Here is a 20,303-nt window from a genome sequence, read left to right as displayed (position 1 = left end):
CGCGCACGTGAACACGACGAAGGCCACCAGGTGCGGAACCTGGTGGCCTTCGGTGCTGGTGAGTGGCGTGACGACGAGGGTCAAGCAGTGCGGTCGGCGACAACCGCGGCGATGATGTCGTCCAGCGTGCGGGTGGGGACGAAACCGATCTGGTTGTACGCGCGGGTGCAGTCGGGGATGCGGCGCTGCATGTCCTCGTAACCCTCGCCGTAGGCCTGCTCGTACGGGACCTTCGCGATGGTGCTCGTCGAGCCCGTCGCGGAGATCACGCGTTCGGCCAGCTGCGCGATGGTGGTCTGCTCGTTGCTGCCGAGGTTGAACACCTTGCCGTACGCGGTCTCGTCGGCGAGCAGGTCGATCAGGGCGGGCACGACGTCGTGCACGTGGCAGAAGCAGCGGGTCTGCTGGCCGTCGCCGAAGACGGTGATGGGTTCGCCCGCCAGGGCCTGCGTGACGAAGCGCGGGATGACCATGCCGTAGCGGCCGGTCTGGCGCGGGCCGACGGTGTTGAACGGGCGCACGATCACCGTGCGCAGGCCGTGCTCCTTGGCGTACAGGTAGGCGAACGTCTCGTCAAGCGCCTTGGCTTCGGCGTAGGACCAGCGGTTCTTCAGCGGCGAGCCGATGATGCGGTCGTCCTCTTCGGACAGTCCGTCGGCGGTGTTCTTTCCGTAGATCTCACTCGTGGACGCCACGAGGATCGGGACGTCGTGGCGCAGCGCGGCGTCGAGCAGGTTCTCGGTGCCGTGCAGGTTGGTGCGCAGGCTCTCGAGCGTCTTGTCGAGGATGGTGAACACGCCGACCGCGGCGGCGAGATGGAACACCGCGTCGACGCCGGCCATGCACGATTCGACGGCCGACGGGTCGGTCACGGAGCCGCGGACGAAGCGGAAGCCGGGGTGCCCGGCCATGGCGGTGAGGTTGTCGAGGGTGCCGGTGCTGAGGTTGTCGAGTGCGACGACCTCGTCGCCGCGGGCCAGCAGGTGCTCGGTGAGGTGGGAGCCGATGAAGCCGGCGCCGCCGGTGATCAGGTAACGCACGTCAGGAGTCCTCTCAGTTCGCGAACAGCGTGCGGTCGAAGCGGTAGGTGGCGTCGATGACCGTGCCGCACTGGGCGAGCCACTCGTAGGAGTGCCCGGGCTGGATCGTGTGGATCAGGGCGACGTCCCAGTCGCCGCCGTTCGGGTCGATGACGTTGTCGAGCGAGCCACCCGTCACGCGGACGTTCGGAACGAGCGGGTCGTGGTAGCCGACCTTGGCGCCCTTCGCGGCCAGCAGGTCCAGGATGTCGAGCGCGGACGACGAACGCACGTCCTGCACACCCGGCTTGTAGGTCACGCCGACGACGAGCACGCGGGTGCCGGACATGCCCTTGCCGTCGCGGGAAAGCGTGTTGAGCACGCGGTCCACGACCTGCTTCGGGCGCTCGGCGATCGCGTGCATGGCCTGCGTGACGAGCGGCGCGTTGCTCTGCGTCGCGCGCAGCTGCCACAGCAGGTAGTGCGGGTCGCACGGGATGCAGTGGCCGCCGACGCCGGGGCCGGGGTGGAAGGCCATGAACCCGTAGGGCTTGCTGGCGGCCGCGTCGATGACCTCGATGGGGTCGATGGCGAAGCCGTCGCTGATCTCCGCGAACTCGTTGGCCAGCGCGATGTTCACCGCGCGGAAGGTGTTCTCGAACAGCTTGGTCATCTCGGCCGTCTCCGGCGAGCTGACGCAGTGCACGGCCGGGGTCAGCACGTTGATCACGCGCTGCGCCATCGCGGTGCACACCGGCGTGACCCCGCCCAGCACGCGCGGCGTCTCGGCCTGCGTGTGCGTGACGTTGCCGGGGTCGATGCGCTCGGGGCTGGACGCGACGAAGATGTCACGACCGACGGTGAAGCCCTTGGCAGTCAACGGTTTCACCAGCAGCCGCTCCGCCGTGCCGACGTAGCTGGTCGAGGTGAGGATCAGCGTCTGGCCGGGCCGCGCGTGGGAGATCAGGGCGGCGCACGCGCTCTCCAGCGGGCCCAGGTCGGGCATCAGGTACTCGTCGAGCCCGGTCGGCACGCACACCAGCACCGCGTCGGCCTCGGCCATGCGCGCGGAGTCGGCGGTGAGCTGGAAGTCCTCCTGGTGCACGGCCTTCTCGAGCCGGCGGTGGTCGGACTCGATGAGGTCGACCTCGCACGAGCGGATGGCGTCGAGGCGGTTCTGCGACAGGTCGATGCCGATCACCTCGACGCCGCCGGCGTGCAGGCCGAGCGCCGTCGGCAGCCCGACGTAACCCATGCCGATCACGGCGACCGAGGTCAGTTTGGTGAGCTCGGAGGTGGTCCGGAATTCAGCGACAGTTGTGGTCATTTCTCGTCACCCGTTTCTTGCAGGGCAGGGTAAAGGCAGGAAAGAAGGCTGGGGAAAACGCGCTCAATGCACGATCCGCACGATTTCGAACGCCTCGGCGAGCCCCGCCGAGACCTGCGAGCCGCGGTATTCGGCCAGGGCGCGCACGCCGCGTTCGCTGCGGGGGCTGGGCCACGGCTCGAGCTCCTTGCCGTAGGCGCGCAGCGCGTCGATCTTGCGGTCGAGGTGCGACTCGTCGAGCAGCTGCCAGTAGTTCGGGCGGAACGCGTTGGGCAGCCCCGAAGCTTCTCCGACGTCGGTGGCGGAGCGGATCTCGAACGTGCGGACCTCCTTGACCGGCCCGCGGCCCGGCCGGCCCGCGACGCGAGCCGCGCGGCTTACCAGCGCGTGGTCGGTGGACAGGTCGCACATGCTGGTGGCGAACACCGTGTCCGGCTCGAACTCCCGGACCTCCTGCTCGACGACGCGGTTGAGGTCCAGGTGCCGTTCGGTGTCGAGGCGGTTGTCGCCGAACTCGTGGATGCTCACGCGCTCGATGCCGAGCGTCTTCGCGGCCAGCTCGATCGCGGCGGTGCGGTCGACGACACCGGTGCCGCTCACCGACCGCGAACCGTCGTCGTTGGTCAGGATGCAGAGCGACACGACGACGCCGTCGTCGGCGAGGCGGGCGATGGTGCCGCCGGCGCCGAGCGTCTCGTCGTCGCCGTGGGCCCCCACGACCAGAAGCTTCCGAATCTTCCTGTGCATAACCGATCCCCAGTCTCAGTCCAGCGGGCGAACCTCGGGCGAAAACGAGCGAGAGAATTGCTGTGAACGTGGGGAAAATCTGTCATCCGGCCGCCGCGACCGACAACCCCTAAAGACCGTCTAAAGCGGACCTTGGTGCCCGGCGGAGAGCCTGGTGCAGGGGCTCTTAGGGGTGGGTCCGGCCGCGCTCGCGCTTCTATCGTCGGCCTGTCTGGCCTTACCGATCCGGCCAAAAGTAGGCGGGGACTCGGCCGGGCGTTGCCGCATCGGGCAACTGTTCCCGCTGTGACTGTGGCCGGATCGGTACCAAACAACACAGCGTCACCGGGAAGGAACGAGGACACGTGGGCAACTCCGAAGAAAAACTGGTCGGTGCGCTCCGAGCCTCGGTGAAGGAAACCGAGCGGCTGCGCGAGAAGAACCGCCGGCTCACCGAGGCCGCGCGCGAGCCGATCGCGATCATCGGCATGGCCTGCCGGCTCCCGGGCGGCGCCGACACCCCGGAGGAGTTGTGGCGGCTGCTGGCCGGCGGCGTCGACGCCATCGGCGAGTTTCCGGCCGACCGCGGCTGGGACCTCGAGCGCCTCTACGACCCCAGCGGCGAACGCCCGGGCTCCAGCTACGTGCGCGAAGGCGGATTCCTGCACGACGCGCTGGACTTCGACGCCGACCTCTTCGGCATCAGCCCGCGTGAGGCCCTGCTGATGGACCCGCAACAGCGGCTGCTGCTCGAGACGTCGTGGGAGGCCTTCGAACGCGCCGGCATCGCGCCGCACTCGGTGAAGGGCAGCCCCACGGGCGTGTTCGCCGGCACGATGTACCACAACTACCAGGGCAGCTACGGCTCGTCGGGCGTGATCTCCGGGCGCCTGGCCTACACCTTCGGGCTCGAAGGACCCGCGGTCACGATCGACACCGCGTGCTCGTCCTCGCTCGTCGCGCTGCACCTCGCGGTTCAGGCCCTGCGCAGCGGCGAGTGCTCGCTCGCGCTGGCCGGCGGGGTTTCGGTGATGTCGACGCCGCGCACCTTCGTGGAGTTCTCGCTCGACGGCACGCTCGCCCGCAGCGCGCGCTGCCGCACGTTCGCCGACTCCGCCGACGGCACCGGCTGGTCCGAGGGCTGCGGCATGCTGCTCGTCGAGAAGCTCTCCGACGCGCGTCGCAACGGCCACCCCGTGCTCGCGATCGTGCGCGGCACCGCGATCAACCAGGACGGCGCCTCCAACGGCATGACCGCGCCCAACGGCCCGGCCCAGCAGCGCGTGATCCGCCAGGCCCTGGCCAACGCGCGGGTGAGCCCCGACGAGGTCGACGTGGTCGAGGCGCACGGCACGGCCACCAAGCTCGGTGACCCCATCGAGGCGCAGGCGCTGCTGGCGACCTACGGCCAAGACCGCTCCGAGCCGCTGTGGCTGGGGTCGATCAAGTCGAACGTCGGGCACACGCAGGCCGCGTCCGGTGTCGCCGGGGTGCTGAAGCTGGTGCTGGCGCTGAACAACGGCGTGCTGCCGAAGACGCTGCACGTCGACAAACCGACCCGGCACGTCGACTGGAGCGCCGGGCGCGTCGAGCTGCTGACCGAATCTCGGCCGTGGGAGCGAGGGGACCGGCCGCGTCGGGGGGCGGTGTCGTGCTTCGGACTGAGTGGCACCAACGCACACGTGATCCTCGAAGAGGCGCCGGAGCCCGAAGCCGCTGACGGGCCTTCGCGTGATGACGCGGCGGTGCCGTTCGTGCTGTCGGGGCGCACGCCGCAGGCGCTGCGGGATCAGGCCGCGCGGCTGGCGGAGCACCTGGTGGAGAACCCCGCGTTGCCGCTCGACGTGGCGCGCACGCTGGCCGTCGGCCGGACGCACCTCGACCACCGCGCCGCGGTGATCGGGCACACGCCCGGCGAGCTGCTGGCGGCGTTGACCGCGCTGGCGAACGGCGAGCCCGGTGGCGTCAGCGGGCTGGCGCGGGGTGAGGCGACGCTCGGGTTCCTGTTCTCCGGTCAGGGTTCGCAGCGCGTCGGCATGGGCGCTGAGCTTGCCGCGAAGTTCCCCGTGTTCGCCGAGGCTTACGCCGCCGCGTGCGAGGAGCTGGACCGGCACCTGAACCGGCCGATCCGCGAGGTCGTGGCCGGTGACGAGGACGAGTTGGCGCAGACGGGGTACACGCAGGCCGCGCTGTTCGCGTTCGAGGTCGCGTTGTTCCGGCTGGTCGAGTCGTGGGGTCTGGTGCCGTACGCGGTGTGCGGGCACTCGATCGGCGAGCTGGCGGCCGCCCACTGCGCCGGCGTGTTCTCGCTGGCCGACGCGGCGAAGCTCGTCGCTGCTCGAGGCAAGCTGATGCAGGCGCTGCCCGCCGGCGGCGCGATGGTGGCGATCGAAGGCATGGCCGACGAGGTCGCGGAGCACGATCCCGAAGGGACGGTCGACGTCGCCGCGGTGAACGGGCCGCGGTCCGTGGTCATCTCCGGTGCGGAGGACGCCGTGCTCGCCGTGGCGGAGAAGTTTGCGGGGCGTCGCACGACGAAGCTGAAGGTGTCGCACGCGTTCCACTCGCGGCTGATGGAGCCGATGCTGGCCGAGTTCCGCGCGGTGGCCCGGAGCATCACCTACACCGAGCCCACGCTGTCGGTCATTTCCAGCGTCACTGGCGGTGAGGTGTTCGCCGAGCTGACGGATCCCGAGTACTGGGTGCGCAACGTGCGCCGGCCGGTGCTGTTCGCCGACGCCGTGCGCGCGCTGTCGGCCGAGGGCGTGAACCGGTTCCTGGAGCTGGGCCCGGACGCGCCGCTGACGGCCGTCGTGCCGCAGTCCTCTTCGGACGGTTCCGTCGCGGTGGCCGCGCAGCGTCGGGACGTCGCCGAGGACGTCGCGCTGGTCACGGCGCTCGCGACCCTGCACGTCCGCGGGATCTCGCCCGACTGGGCGGCACACTTCACCGCTCGCGGCGCCGCGCGCGCCGAACTGCCCACTTACGTCTTCCAGCACCAGCGCTACTGGCTGGAGGTCTCGTCCGACTCCGCTGACGTGACGTCGATGGGCCTCGACCCGGTCGACCACCCGCTGCTGGGCGCGGCGACGCTGCTCGCCGACGCCGAGGGTCTCGTCCTGTCCGGCCGGATCTCGGCGACCACGCACCCGTGGCTGAACGACCACGTCGTCGGCGGCGCGATCCTGTTGCCTGGCACGGCTTTTGTGGAGCTCGCCGTGCGCGCGGGCGACGAGGTCGGCTGCGGCCGTGTCCGGGACCTCACGCTGCACGCGCCGCTCGTCCTGCCGAAGAAGGGCGCCGCACGGATCCAGATCCGCGTGGGCGCTCCTGCCGCCGACGGTACGCGGCCGATCAGTGTCCACTCGCGACCCGACGACCTGTCCACGGCGAGCGCGTGGACCCGCCACGCCGACGGCACGCTCGCCCCGAGTTCCGCAGGCGCCGCGTTCGATCTCAGCGCGTGGCCGCCGGCCGGCGCCGAGGTGATCGACCTCGACGGGATGTACGACCTGCTCGCCGACCACGGCATGGCCTACGGCCCGGTCTTCCGCGGCCTGCGTGCCGCGTGGCGCAGTGGTGACGACGTCTTCGCCGAGGTCGCGCTGCCCGAGCAGGACCGCATGAGCGCGGAGGCGTTCGGCCTGCACCCCGCGGCGTTCGACGCGACTCTGCACGCCGTGGGCCTCAGCAGCGCGGCCGGTGAAGGCACGACGCTGCCGTACGCGTGGTCCGATGTGGAGCTTCACGCGGCCGGTGCTTCGGCGCTGCGGGTACAGGTCCACCCGACGGGCGAGCAGACCGTGGAGCTCCGGCTCGCGGACACCAGCGGCGCGCCGGTCGCCCGCGTCGGCGGCCTGACGCTGCGCCGGATCAGCGAGGAGCAGCTCGCGGCCGCGCGCTCGACGCCGAGCAGCACCGACTCGCTGTACGCCCTCGACTGGGTCTCCACAACACTGCCCGAAGCGAGCAGCACCGACTACACCGTGTACGAAGCCGGCACCGGCAACGACGCGGAGAGCGCCCGGGCGGCTGTCCACAGTGCACTGGCGGAGCTGCAGTCGACGGCCGAGGACAAGCTGGTCGTGGTGACTCGCGGCGATCTCGCCGGTGCCGCCGTCGCCGGTCTCGTCCGCTCGGCGCAGGTCGAGAACCCCGGCCGGATCGTGCTGGTCGAAGGCGAGCCCACCCCGGAGCAACTCGCCGCGATCGCGGTGGCCGACGAGACGGCCGTGCGCGTGTCCGGCGACGACGTGCGCGTGCCGCGGCTGGCCCGCGCGGTGCCGGAGCCGGCCGAACCCGTGGACTGGGCGGCCGGGACGGTGCTGCTCACCGGCGGCACCGGCGCGCTGGGCCGGATCGTCGCGACGCACCTGGCTCAGCAGGGCGCGAAGAAGCTCCTGCTGGTCAGCCGCCGCGGCAAGAAGGCGCCGGGTGTCGCCGAGCTGGTCGCGCAGCTGGCCGAGCTGGGTGCCGAGGCCACCGTGGCCGCGTGCGACCTCGCCAACGCGGCCGCCGTGAAACGGCTGCTGAAGAAGCACCCGGTCCACGCCGTGGTCCACGCGGCCGGCGTCCTCGACGACGGCGTGCTGCCCTCGCTCACGCCCGAGCGCATCGACGGTGTCTTCGACCCCAAGGCTCTCGCCGCCTGGCACCTGCACGAGCTGGCCGGCGACGTCGCCGCGTTCGTCACGTTCTCCTCGGCCGCCGGCGTGCTCGGCGCACCCGGCCAGGCCAACTACGCCGCCGCCAACGCCTTCCTCGACGCCCTCGCCGCCCACCGCCGGGCCGAAGGCAAGCCGGCGCACTCGCTGGCCTGGGGCATGTGGGAGTCGGCCGCGGGCATGGCCGGCGAGACGCACGGCAAGCGCGGCCTCGGCGCGTTCACGGCGGAGGAGGGCCTCGCGCTCTTCGACGCGGCCGTCGGCTCGGCCGGTGACGTGTTCGTGCCGATCAAGCTCGACCTGCCCGCGTGGCGCGAGGCGGGCGGCGTGCCCGACCTCCTGCGCGGCCTCGTCCCGGCGGCGCGGCGCACGGTCTCCGACCGCGAGGCGGGCGCGGACTCCCTGCTGGGCAAGCTGATCCGGCTGCCCGCGGACAAGCGGCTCGACCACCTGCGTGAGCTGGTCATCGCCCACGCGGCCGCGGTGCTCGGGCACGGTTCGGCCGACGTCGTCGACGCCGACCGCGCGTTCAAGGACCTCGGGTTCGACTCGCTCACCGCGGTCGAGCTGCGCAACACGCTCAACGAGGCCACCGGTCTCAGCCTCACGGCCACGCTCGTCTTCGACTACCCGACCGCGGGCGACCTGGCCGCGCACCTGCACGAATCGCTGCTCGGCGACCTCGGGGACGCTGCCGAGCCCGAGCAGACCGTCGTCACCCTCGGTGCCGATGAACCCATCGCCATCGTCGGCATGGCCTGCCGCTTCCCCGGCGGCGTGCGCACGCCCGAGGAGTTCTGGCAGCTCGTCGCGAACGGCGGCGACGGCACGTCGCGCTTCCCCGAGGACCGTGCGTGGGACCTCGACTACTGGCTCGGGATGTCGGCAGCCGCGGGAAAGGAGCCCAACGGCGGCTTCGTCACCGACGCCACCGACTTCGACGCCGGCTTCTTCGGCATCAGCCCCAACGAAGCCGTGATGATGGACCCGCAGCAGCGCATGCTGCTCGAGGCCGTGTGGGAAGCGTGCGAGTCGGCAGGCATCAACCCGTTGTCGCTCAAGGGAACCGACACCGGCGTGTTCGCCGGCGTGATGCAGTCGGACTACGACCCGGGCCCGCTCGGCACGCTCGCGCACAACGGCCTGTTCCGCGGCTCCGGCGCACTCGGCAGCGTGGTCTCGGGCCGCGTCGCCTACACCTACGGGCTGGAGGGCCCGGCCGTCTCGGTCGACACCGCGTGCTCGTCTTCGCTGGTGGCCCTGCACCTCGCCATCCAGGCGCTGCGCCAGGGCGACTGCTCACTCGCCCTCGCGGGCGGCGTGTCCGCGCTCGTCTCACCGGAACCGTTCGTGCACTTCGACAACAGCGGCACGGCCTCCGACGGGCGCACGAAGGCATTCTCGGCCGCGGCCGACGGCGTGGGCTGGGCCGAGGGTGTGGGCCTGCTCGTGGTCGAGCGCCTCGCCGACGCGCAGCGCAACGGCCACGAGGTCCTGGCGGTGGTCCGCGCGAGCGCGGTCAACCAGGACGGCGCGTCCAACGGCCTCACCGCGCCCAACGGGCCTTCTCAGGAACGCGTGATCCGCCGCGCGCTCAAGCTCGCGGGGCTGACCGGCGCGGACGTCGACGTCGTGGAGGGCCACGGCACCGGCACCACGCTGGGCGACCCGATCGAAGCCAACGCGTTGCTCGCCACCTACGGCCGCGAGCGCCCGGCCGACGACCCGCTGTGGCTCGGCTCGGTGAAGTCGAACATCGGGCACACGCAGGCCGCCGCGGGTGCGGCCGGGGTCATCAAGATGATCCTGGCCATGCGGCACGGCGAGCTGCCGATGACCCGCCACGGCGACGACCCGTCGCCGCACGTCGACTGGTCGCCGGGCACCGTGCGGCTGCTCGCCGAGACGATCCCGTGGCCCGAGCGGGACCGTTCGCGCCGCGCCGCCGTTTCGGCCTTCGGGTACAGCGGCACCAACGCCCACGTGATCGTGGAGCAGGCGCCGCCCGTCGCCGAGCCCGAGCCGGTGCGGGCCGCCGGTGAGCGTGGCTCGGCTCTTCCGCCGTGGCTGCTCACCGCGCGCACGCAGGAAGCCTTGCCGCTGCAGGCTGCCGCTCTTCTGGCACACCTTGAAGAGCGCCCGGACCTGGACCCGCTCGACGTCGGGTTCTCGCTGGCCGTGCGCGAACCGGTGCTGTCCTACCGCGCGGCCGTGGCCGGCGACGATCGGGCCGAACTGGTGGCGGGCCTCGCCGCGCTCGCCGCGGGGGAGGACTCGGCGGCCGTCGTGCGCGGCATCGCCCGCGGCGGGACGACCGCGTTCCTCTTCCCGGGGCAGGGCACGCAACGGCCGGGGATGGGCCGCGAGCTGTGCGCCGCGTTCCCGGTGTTCGAGCACGCCTTCAGCCAGGCGAGCGTGTTGTTCGACGACCACCTTGGTCGCTCGCTGCGTGAGGTGATGTTCGCCGAAGAGGGCTCGGTCGACGCGCAGCTGCTCGACCGCACGGCGTTCACGCAGGCCGCGCTGTTCACCATGCAGGTGGCGCTCTACCGGCTGGTCGAGTCGTGGGGCCTGCGGCCAGGGGTATTGCTGGGCCACTCCGTCGGCGAGATCGCCGCCGCGCACGTGGCCGGCGTGCTGTCGCTCAAGGACGCGGCGAAGCTCGTCGCGCACCGCGGGCAGCTCATGCAGGAGCTCTCCGGCGGTGCGGTGTTCGCGGTCGAAGCCGACGAAGCCGAGGTGACGCCGCTGCTCACCCCGGCCTGCGGCATCGCCGCGATCAACGGCCCGCGCTCGCTCGTGGTCTCCGGCGCCGAAACCGACGTGCTGGGCATCGCCGAGCACTTCCAGGCGGAAGGCCGGCGCACCAAGCGGCTCGCGATCAGCCAGGCCATCCACTCGCCGCTGCTCGACGAGATCCTCGACGAGCTGCGCGAGATCGCCGAAGAGCTCACCTACGAGCCGGCCCGGCTCCCCGTGGTGTCCACCGTGGACGGTGCGGTCGTCGACCCGGAGCGCTGGTGCGACCCGGAGTACTGGGTGGCGAACTGCCGCCGGTCCGTGCGGTTCCTCGACGGCGTGCGGGCACTGGAGGAGTTCGGTGCCGCGCGGTACGTGGAGCTGGGCACCGACGGCACGCTCGCAGCGATGACGCAGACCTGCCTCGCCGGCGACCCGCGTGACGTCGTGGTGATCCCGCTGCGCGCCAAAGCCCAGGGCGAGCTGCGGGGTGCGCAACTGGCCGCCGGCCGGTTCTTCGCGCACGGCCTCGGTCTCGCGCCCGCAAGGCTGTTCCGCGGCGCCGAGCAGGTGCCGCTGCCGCCGTACGCCTTCTGCCGCACGCGGTTCTGGCCCGAGGTGGACATGGAGGCCCTGCACGCCACCGGTGACCTGGTGACGACCGGGCTCGACGCGACGGAGCACCCGGTCGTGGCCGCGTCGCTGACGGTGGCCGGGTCCGCGCAGGTGGTGCTGACCGGCCAGGTGTCGGTGCACACGCACCCGTGGCTGGCCGACCACACCGTCGGCGGCGCGATCCTGTTCCCGGGCGCGGCTTTCGTCGAACTGGCCGTGCGGGCCGGGGACGAAGCCGGCTGCCCGCGGATCGACGAGCTCACGCTGGAGGCGCCGCTCGTGCTGCCCGAGCTCGGCAAGGTGCGGCTGCAGGTGGTCGTGGACGAGCCGGACGGCTCGGGTCGCCGCGCCGTGTCGGTGTTCTCGCAGGCCGACGCCGCCGAGCCGTGGGTGCGCCACGCCGCCGGGGTGCTCGCTCCCGAGACGGGGGCCGAGCCCGCCGGGCTGTCCGTCTGGCCGCCTGCGGGTGCGGAACCCGTTGAGCTGGACGGGTTCTACGAAGGCTTCGCGGCCGCAGGCCTCGGTTACGGGCCGGCGTTCCAGGGGCTCACGGCCGCCTGGGTATCGGGTGCCGAGGTATTCGCGGAGGTTGTGCTGGAGGACCCGGCCGCCGAGCGGTTCGGGTTGCACCCGGCCGCGCTCGACGCGTCGCTGCACGCCATCGGGCTCGCCGAGAGCGTGACGGTCGAGGGCGGGCTGCCGTTCGCGTGGACCGGCGTGCGGCTGCACGCGGTGGGCGCGAGCCGGCTACGGGTGCGGATCACGCCGCTGGCCGCGGACTCCGTGGCGATCGAGCTGGCCGACCAGACCGGGCGTCCGGTCGCGTCGGTGGACTCGCTGGTGCTGCGGGCGGGTGCCGGTGGCACGGCGGTCACGCGGGCGCCGGAGTCGCTGTTCGGCTGGGCCTGGTTGCCCGTGCCGGTGGCCGGTGGTGCGGACGTGCCCGCGCTGTTCCCGAGCCTGGACGCGGTGCTTGCCACCGGGCCGGTGCCGGACGTCGTGGTGCTCGATCGCCGTACCTCGGCTGTTGTCGGCGACGCGCTGGAGGATGTGCAGAACTGGCTTTCGCGGCCTGAGTTCGCGGCGGCCACGCTGGTCGTGCTCACCAGCGGTGCGGTGGCGCGCGAAGGTGGTGAGGACGTCACGGATCTCGGCGGGGCCGCGCTGTGGGGCCTGGTGCGCGTGGCGCAGTCGGAGAACCCGGACCGGTTCGTGCTCGTCGACACCGACGAGGCTTCGCTGAGCTTGCTGCCGGGTCTTCCCGGCTCCGGAGAACCGCAGTTCGTGCTCCGCTCGGGCGTTGCGTACGCAGGGCGGCTCACGCGGCCGGCACCGTCGGCCGAGCCGGAGGCCGCGTTCGGTCCTGAGGGGACGACGCTCGTCACCGGGGCGACCGGTGCGATCGGTTCGCAGCTCGTGCGGCACCTGGTGACCGAACATGGCGTGCGGCGGCTGGTGCTCGTGAGCCGGCGAGGCTCGGCTTCCGGCCTGGTCGACGAGCTGACCGAGCTGGGTGCTTCGGTGACCGTCGCGGCCTGCGACGCCGCCGACGAAACCGCGCTGGCCGAAGTGCTCGCCGCGATCCCGGCCGAGCACCCGCTGACCGCGGTGGTGCACCTGGCCGCCGTCGTCGACGACGCGACAGTGCCGTCGCTGACCCGCGAGCGCCTCTCGGCGGTGCTGCGGCCGAAGGCCGACGCGGCGCTGAACCTGCACCGGCTCACGGAAGGCCTGGATCTCTCGGCGTTCGTGCTCTTCTCCTCCGTCGCCGGGCTGCTCGGCAACGCGGGCCAGGGCAGCTACGCCGCGGCCAACACGTTCCTCGACGGCCTCGCCGCGCACCGGCGGTTCCGCGGGCTGCCCGCGCAGTCGCTCGCGTGGGGTCTGTGGGAGAACGCCGGACTCTCCGATACCGACCGAGACCGGTTGGTGCGCAACGGAATCTCGCCTCTGTCCACTGAGGAAGGAATGGCGCTGTTCGACGCCGCCCTCGCGCGGCCGGAGGCTCTGCTCGTGCCGATGAAGGTGCTCACCGGCGACTCCGAAGACGTGCCGCCGGTGTTCCGCGCGCTCGTCACGCCTTCACGGCGCACGGCGTCGCGGGCCGCGAGCGACTCGGAGGGGCTGAAGCAGCGGCTGGCCGGGCTCGAACCGCTGCAGCGCGAACGGGCCGTGCTGGACCTGATCCTGGACCGGACGGCGGCGCTGCTCGGGTACGCCGGCGGCACCGCGATCGACGCGTCGCGGCACTTCCTGGAGTCGGGCCTCGACTCGCTCACGGCCGTCGAACTGCGCAACGGCCTCAACGACGACACGGGGCTGCGCTTGCCGGCCACGGTGGTGTTCGACCATCAGACCCCGGCCGGCCTGGCCACGCACCTGCTGTCCGAACTGGACACCACGGTCGCGGCTCCGGCGGAGGACGATTCCCTGCAGGAGCTCTTCGCCGACGCGGTCCGGGCCGGCCGGGTACAGGACGGGCTGAGCATGCTGGGCGCGGTCGCGAACCTGCGTCCCGCGTTCACCTCACCCGCCGACGTCGACCGGCTGCCCGCACCGGTGCGGCTGAAGGAGGGTTCGGCGGCCACACAGCTGTTCTGCTTCGCGACGCCGGTCGCGACGGGCGGGGTGTACCAGTACGCGAAGCTCGCCGCCGGCTTCCCCGGCGACCACGAGCTGCACGCGGTGCCGATGCCGGGCTTCCTGCCCGGCGAGGCGCTGCCGTCGACCCCGGAGGCGATCGTCGAGGTCCTCGCGGAGAGTCTGCGCAAGGCGGCGGGCGATCGTCCGTTCGCGCTGCTGGGCTACTCGTCGGCGGGCATCCTCGTCCACGCCGTCGCCGAAACTCTGGAACGCACGGGCACCCCGGCCGCCGGCGCCGTGCTCCTGGACACCTACGTGATCCACGAAGGCGTGGGTGAAGACGTCCGCGCCAGCGAGGAGGCCGCCGCGGACCTCGCGAAGGGCATGCTGCGCCACGAATCGCAGTACGGTTCCTTCGACCGTACGAAGCTCACGGCGATGGCCCGCTACATGGACCTGCTGCCGCAGATCACCGTCGCGGACCTCGCCACGCCGTCGCTGCTCGTGCGGCCCACGGATCCCTTCGACCCGGCCGCCACGACGTGGCAGACCACCTGGTCCCACGCGGGCACCACCCGCACCGTCCCGGGCCACCACTTCACCCTCATCGACACCGACGCCCCGACCACCGCCCACGCCGTCTCGGAGTGGCTCACCGAACTCGCGTGACCCCCTGCTCCCGGCCGGGTGCCCTCGATGCCCCGGCCGGGAGTTCTTTCGTCAGCGGGTCTCGGCGAACCCCGACACCCCGGCGACGACGTGGTCGAGGCCGGCCTCGAGGAAAGCTTCCGCCTCCGGTTGTGTTGCGGGGTACTGGCCTTCCGCGACCAGGCCGGCCAGGTGCGTCGAGCCGAGGCGGTCGAGGTGGGGCAGCAGGTGATCGCGCACAGCGGCGGCCTCCCCCGGGCCGGCCGGGGTCGCGAGGCGCGCGGCGGCCGCGTGGGCGAAGCCCGTCACCATCGTGACGCAGCCGAGGAGGTGTCCTTTGTGGACGCCGGCGCGGGTGAGGGCGGCCAGGAGGAGCTCGGTCCACGCCAGGCGGTTCGGCGTGATCGCGTCGCCGCTGCGCGGCAGGTCCAGCAGCCACGGGCGGGTCAGCAGCCGGTCGACGACGGCGCGAGCCCAGGCCCGTACGTCGGCGCGCCAGTCGCCGGAGGCGACCAAAGCCTGCGGCGGTGGGCCCCAGCCGGCGTCGGCGAGCAGCACCGTCAGCTCCTCTTTCGAGCTGACGTAGCGGTACAGCGCGTTGGTCGTCACGCCGATCTCGTGCGCGATGTTCGGCAGGGAGGCGCCCGCGGCGCCCTCGGCGTCAGCGAGTTCCACGGCCGCCGCGACGATCTGTTCGACGGTGTGCGCGGGCCGCGGTCCGCGCCGCGGCGGCGGGGCGCCGCCCCAGGCGAGTGTGAGCCCCGGGGGCCGTTCGGGTGTCGTGTCCCTGTCCAGCATGGTCCGCATCTTCCCTGGCGAGTACTCCGGCAGTAAACTGTGAGAGTCTTGCACTGATTCGGGCGGAGGGCGAGCGGACGTGATCGAGACCAAGCCGGTGGCTTCGGCCATCGGCAGGCTGCTGTGGCCGGAGCGTACGCAGGTCACTGAGCTGGACCGCAAGCTCGCGGTCACGCGGATCGAGCACGCACGAGATGAGGGGCAGTACGACGAAGCCGAGGCGGCGCAACGGCTCGCCCGGGTCGAATCGGCCGGTGACTACGCCACGTTGACCGCCGGGGTGGCCGGCCGCGCGGAAGCCGCGGTGCCGGCGATCCTGCAGGCCGCGCCGCGGGTCGCTGCTGCCGTGTGGGCCGTGGCGAGCGTGGTCAACGTGCTGGTCTACCTGATCCTCGGCCTGGTCAGCGGCCACTGGGACGGCCCGTGGCCGATCTGGCCCGTGCTCGGCGGCGGCCTGATCGTGCTCGGCCTGTGGTCCACCCGTGAGCGCGACCGCCGAATGCGCCTCGCCGGCGAGTGACGCGCAACCCCTGACCTGGTGAAAAGGGTCCTGGGTTCCCCTTGGCGAACTGGTCCGCTAAACTGTGCAAGCCATACACAGTTCAACGATCGGGGGCCGAGATGGCCGAAACGACAGACAGTTCGACGGCCGGGGGGCGCACCACCGCTCTGAAGGTGGTGGCGATCGTGTGGCTGGTAGCCACCGGTGTGCACCTGCTGATCTGGCTGATCATGTGTGCCGTCACGCTGAGCCTGAACCACTCGCCGTTCTTTATCTGGCCGCTCATCGGCGGCGCCGTGATCGTGGTGCCCTGGTGGCTCGCGGTCCGCGGCCGGTCGAAGGAGAGGGCCACCCGGTCATGACGACGATGACGGCCACCGGGTCGCCCGTCCGGCTTGACTCGGTGAAGAAGACCTACGGGCGCGGGGAGAACGAGGTCGTCGCGCTCGCCGGCGTCAGCGTCGACTTCCCGCGCGGCAGCTTCACCGCGGTGATGGGCCCGTCGGGTTCCGGCAAGAGCACGCTGCTGCACTGTGCGGCGGGCCTCGACCGGCCCGACTCGGGCAGCGTCACGCTCGTCGGCACCGACCTCAAGGGCAAGAGCGAGACGCAGCTGACGGAGCTGCGGCGCGAACACGTGGCGTTCGTGTTCCAGTCGTTCAACCTCATGCCGGCGCTCAACGTCGAGGAGAACATCACACTGCCGATGCTGCTCGCCGGTCGTGAACCGGACCGGGCGTGGATCGCGCAGGTCGTGGAGCGGGTCGGGCTCACGCACCGCGTGAAGCACCGTCCCGGTGAGCTTTCCGGCGGCCAGCAGCAGCGCGTGGCGATCGCCCGCGCGCTCGCGGGCCGGTCGGAGGTGACGTTCGCCGACGAGCCGACCGGCGCGCTCGACACGAGCACCGCGCTCGAGGTGCTCGGCCTGCTGCGCGAGCTCGCCGACGCCGGCCAGACCATCGTGATGGTCACCCACGACCCGGTCGCGGCTTCCTTCGCCGACACGGTTCTGTTCCTTGTGGATGGTCAGATCGTGACGCGCATGGCCGCCCCGGCCGTGGAAGCCGTGGCCGGTGAGCTGGCGCGCCTCGGCGCCCAGGCCAAGCTGGCGAGGGGGCAGCAGTGAGCCCGCGGCGCGTGGTGCTCCGGATGGCGCTGGCCAGCCTGCGGTTCCGCGCCGCCGCCTCGCTGGCGACGTTCGTCGCGATCCTCGTCGGCTGCTCGCTGCTCATCGCGTGTGGCGGCCTGTTCGAAACCGCGCTCACGCTCGACGCACAGCCTCAGCGCCTCGCCGCGGCGCCCGTGGTGGTCGGCGGTTCGGCCGGGTTCAAGCTGCCCGACGAAGAGTCGCAAGTCGTGCCCTACAGCGAACGCGCCGGGGTGCCCGCGGACCAGCTGACGCGGCTGGCCGGCGTGCCCGGGGTGGACCAGGTCGTGCCCGACGTCTCGTTCCCGGCGGTCCTCGTGACCGCGGCCGGCCCGCAGGCGGGCGGCGACGCGCTCGCCGGGCACGGCTGGGAGTCGGCCGCGCTCGCGCCGTACACGCTGGCGAGCGGCACGCCGCCGCAGAACGCCGGACAGGTCGTGCTGGACGAGGCGTCCGCCGCCGGGGTCCAGGTCGGCGCCCAGGTGGCCATCGCCGTGGACGGCGCGCAGCCGCGCGACTTCGTCGTCACGGGCATCGCGCACTCCGACGTTTCGGGACCCGCGCTGTTCTTCTCGGCCGGTGACGTGCAGCAGTTCGCCACGCACCCGGGCACCGTCGACCTCGCCGGCGTGTTCCCGGCGCCCGGCGTCGACGCCGACGACCTGGCCGGCCGCCTCGCCGAGCAGGTCCCGGGGCTGACCGTGCTGACCGGCGCCGACCGCGGTTCCGCGGAGTTCCCCGGCATCGAGGCCGCGCAGCTGCCGCTGATCCTGCTCGCCGGGGTCTTCGGCGGCATGGTGCTGGTCGTGATGGCGCTCGTGGTGTCAGCGACGATCAGCCTCACCGTGCGGCAGCGCCAGCAGGAGCTCGCATTGCTGCGGGCCACCGGCGCGACGCCGAAACAGGTGCACCGCATGGTGCTCTCGGAGACCATGGTGGTCGCGGTGCTGGCCGCGATCGCGGGGGTGTTCCTCGGCCGGTTCGTGGGCACGCGGATCTTCGCGATCACCACCGAGGACGGCGTGCTGCCGCCGCAGCTGGAGTTCAGTCAGGGGATCATCGCGTTCGCGGGCGGTCTGGTGCTGGCGCTCGGGATCTCGTTCGCCGCCGCGTGGTTCGCCGCGCTGCCGGCCGCGCGGTCGCGTCCGCTGCAGGCGCTCGCGGAGGCGTCGATCCCGTCGGCGAAGGTCAACGAAGTGCGCAAGTTCGGCGCGAAGATCTTCGCCGGGTTCACGGTCTTGCTGGCCGTGGCGACGCTGTTCCTGCCCGTGGACATCGCCTCGGCCGCGTGCGGTCCGGCGGTGCTCACCGGTTCGATCGCCGTCGCGCTCATCGGCCCGGAGCTGATGGCCTACGTCGCCACGCGCTTCGGCCCGCTGATCCGGCGGGTCGGCGGCCGGGACGCGACGCTGGCCGTGATCAACTCGCGCACGCGCGCCGTGGCGTTCGCCGCGGTGCTCACGCCGATCACCCTCGCGACCGCGGTCGCGCTGGGCAACGTGTACGCGGAAACCACGCAGCAGCACGCGATTGTCGGCGCCTACGCCGAGCAGCTGCAGGCCGACGCGGTGGTCGACAGCGGCACCGGGGCGGTCTCGGCCGACCTGGTGCGCGCCGTGCAGCAGGTGCCGGGCGTGGGCACGGTTTCGCCGCTGGTCACGAGCCAGGGCTGGATCGAGGAGCCCTACGACGGCAACGGCAGCGACCCGGGCCGGCTGCTCGGCGTCGACGCGGGTGACACCAGCGTGCTCGCCACTCCGGTCACGTCCGGGACGCTGCGCGACCTCACCGGCGACACCGTGGCTCTGCCCGAGGACATCGCGGACGACCTGGACCTCAAGCTCGGCGACACCATCACCATGCGCCTCGGTGACGGTGGCCAGGCGCACGTGCGGATCGTCGCGCTGCTGGACAGCCCTTCGGGTTACCCGAGCATCGTGCTGCCGGCGGCGTTGCTCGCGCAGCACACGACGTCCGGGGTCGCGAGCCGGCTGCTGGTGCGCGCGGCGGACGGGCAGGACGCCTCGGCGGTCGTCTCGGCCGTGACTGCGGCCACGCACAACTGGCCCGGGGTCGTGGTCGGCGACTCGGACACGCTGACGGAGAGCTTCGCCGCCAGCGCCGACGTCGAGGCGATGATCCACTACCTGCTGGCCGTGCTGGCGATCGCGTACGCGGCCATCGCGGCCGTGAACACCCTTGCGGTGGCGGTGCTTTCGCGGCGGCGGGAGTTCGGCGTGCAGCGGCTGGCGGGCGCGGGGAGGCGTCAGGTCCGGTCGATGCTCATGATCGAGGGCGGGATCCTGGCGGTGCTCGGGATCGTGCTCGGCACGGTGATCTCGTTGTTCACCATGGTGCCCATGGCGATCTCGTCGGGGACCATCGTGCCGGTCGGGCCGATCTGGGTGTTCTTCGCGGTGATCGCGGCGGTGTTCGTGATCGTGTGGCCGGTCACCGCGCTTTCGGCCCGGCTCGCCATGCGGCGCAGCCCGATCGAGGCGGTGTCGCTGCCCGGGCAGTGACGTTTCTAGGGGTACGCGGGCCGGTTCCGGGTGGATAGTCTCGAATTCGACTATCCGCACCGGGCCGGCCCGGTTTCCCTTTTCTGGAGTGGATTTCCATGCGAGTACTCCTGGCCGCGCCGTCGTCGCCCGTCCGTCTGCGCACCCTCGCCCCGCTCGCGTGGGCGCTGCGCACCGCGGGGCACGACGTGAAGATCGCCGGACGGCCTTCGTTCGTCGAGGAGATCCTCAGCACCGGCTGCGTCGCCGTGGACCTCGAAGAGGGTGACGGGGAAACGCTCGCCGAATCGGCCGCGCTGGTCGAGTTCGCGAAGCTCTGGCGGCCCGACGTCGTGGTCTCCGACGCGCTGGCTCCCGCCGGCACCGCCGCCGCCCGCGCGGGCGAGGCCGTGGCGGTGCGGCTGCTCGGCGCCGTTGACGAACCGTCCACTTCCGACGTGGACACCACGTTCGACGTTGTGCCGCCTTCATTGCGGGACAACGGTTCGGGCGTGCGATCCGTGCGGCACGTGCCGTACTTCGGCCCCGTCGTGGTGCCGAACTGGTTGCGCCGCAAGCCCCGGCGGGCCCGGATCCTGCTTTCACTCGACGACACCTCGCTGTTCGGCCCGGTCTTCGACGCCGTCGCCGCCGTGGACGTCGAGCTGCTGTGCGCGGCGGGCGCCGACGCGTTCGGCCCGGGGACCACGGTGCCCGCCAACGTGAAGCTCGTCGACGTGGCCCCGCCCGCCGCTGTGCTGCCGACGTGCGCCGCGGTCGTCCACGATGGCGATCCGGCCCTCGCGCTCGCGGCGGTGGCCCACGGCCTGCCGCAGCTTTCCCTGACCAGCACAGCTTTCACGACTCGCGTCGCCGAAGCCGGCGCCGGGTTCGTCGGGGCCGCCGGCCGGCTTGCCGACGTGATGGCCGACGACGCGGTGCGGGCCAAAGCCGTGGCGCTGCGCGAAGAAATCGCCGCGCTGCCGGCCGCGCACACCGTGCTGGCCGAGCTGACCCGGTGATTGTGGGGCCGC

General features: G+C 72.2%; 10 protein-coding genes. 6 read left to right on the top strand and 4 right to left on the bottom strand.

The annotated features are described in order from the left end of the window. Positions 1-80: 80 nt before the first annotated feature. From K1T34_RS07080 to K1T34_RS07070, 3 genes are all read right to left on the bottom strand, one after another. The gene (locus tag K1T34_RS07080; protein WP_220243483.1) at positions 81-1,040 is read right to left on the bottom strand and encodes an NAD-dependent epimerase/dehydratase family protein; all 960 of its coding nucleotides are present in this window, start codon (positions 1,038-1,040) and stop codon (positions 81-83) included. 13 nt (positions 1,041-1,053) lie between these two features. Beyond that, a complete protein-coding gene (locus tag K1T34_RS07075) occupies positions 1,054-2,346 on the bottom strand; it encodes a nucleotide sugar dehydrogenase (protein WP_220243482.1) in 1,293 nt (430 codons plus the stop codon). Positions 2,347-2,409: 63 nt separating this feature from the next. Continuing rightward, positions 2,410-3,093 (bottom strand): PIG-L deacetylase family protein, encoded by a 684-nt coding sequence (locus K1T34_RS07070; RefSeq protein ID WP_220243481.1) that lies wholly within the window; start codon positions 3,091-3,093, stop codon positions 2,410-2,412. A gap of 344 nt (positions 3,094-3,437) precedes the next feature. On the opposite strand from K1T34_RS07070, the gene K1T34_RS07065 reads away from it, so the two are divergent. Next, positions 3,438-14,342: a type I polyketide synthase gene (locus tag K1T34_RS07065; RefSeq protein ID WP_220243480.1), complete on the top strand. Its 10,905-nt coding sequence runs from the start codon at positions 3,438-3,440 to the stop codon at positions 14,340-14,342. A 51-nt stretch (positions 14,343-14,393) separates the two neighbouring features. Here K1T34_RS07065 and K1T34_RS07060 read toward each other — a convergent pair whose 3' ends face one another. Then, positions 14,394-15,119 carry a TetR/AcrR family transcriptional regulator gene (locus K1T34_RS07060; protein ID WP_220243479.1) on the bottom strand — a complete coding sequence of 242 codons (726 nt, stop codon included), beginning with the start codon at positions 15,117-15,119 and terminating at the stop codon, positions 14,394-14,396. Positions 15,120-15,198: 79 nt separating this feature from the next. Here K1T34_RS07060 and K1T34_RS07055 point away from each other — a divergent pair, with 79 nt between their 5' ends. The 5 genes from K1T34_RS07055 (at position 15,199) to K1T34_RS07035 (ending at position 20,291) form a co-directional block, all read left to right on the top strand. Continuing rightward, a complete protein-coding gene (locus tag K1T34_RS07055) occupies positions 15,199-15,639 on the top strand; it encodes a hypothetical protein (RefSeq protein ID WP_220243478.1) in 441 nt (146 codons plus the stop codon). 101 nt (positions 15,640-15,740) lie between these two features. Beyond that, a complete protein-coding gene (locus K1T34_RS07050) occupies positions 15,741-15,983 on the top strand; it encodes a hypothetical protein (protein WP_220243477.1) in 243 nt (80 codons plus the stop codon). A 5-nt stretch (positions 15,984-15,988) separates the two neighbouring features. Then, a complete protein-coding gene (locus K1T34_RS07045; protein WP_220247039.1) occupies positions 15,989-16,747 on the top strand; it encodes an ABC transporter ATP-binding protein in 759 nt (252 codons plus the stop codon). Further along, the gene (locus tag K1T34_RS07040; protein ID WP_255638368.1) at positions 16,744-19,290 is read left to right on the top strand and encodes an FtsX-like permease family protein; all 2,547 of its coding nucleotides are present in this window, start codon (positions 16,744-16,746) and stop codon (positions 19,288-19,290) included. Before K1T34_RS07045 ends, K1T34_RS07040 begins: the two co-directional genes overlap by 4 nt. A 98-nt stretch (positions 19,291-19,388) precedes the next feature. Further along, positions 19,389-20,291, top strand: coding sequence for a nucleotide disphospho-sugar-binding domain-containing protein (locus tag K1T34_RS07035; protein WP_220243476.1), 903 nt, complete (start codon positions 19,389-19,391; stop codon positions 20,289-20,291). The last annotated feature ends 12 nt before the right edge of the window (positions 20,292-20,303 follow it).

Origin of the sequence: Amycolatopsis sp. DSM 110486 (assembly GCF_019468465.1) — a bacterium.
In the GTDB taxonomy this organism is placed as follows: Bacteria; Actinomycetota; Actinomycetes; order Mycobacteriales; family Pseudonocardiaceae; genus Amycolatopsis.
This window is presented reverse-complemented; position numbering and strand designations above follow the sequence as displayed.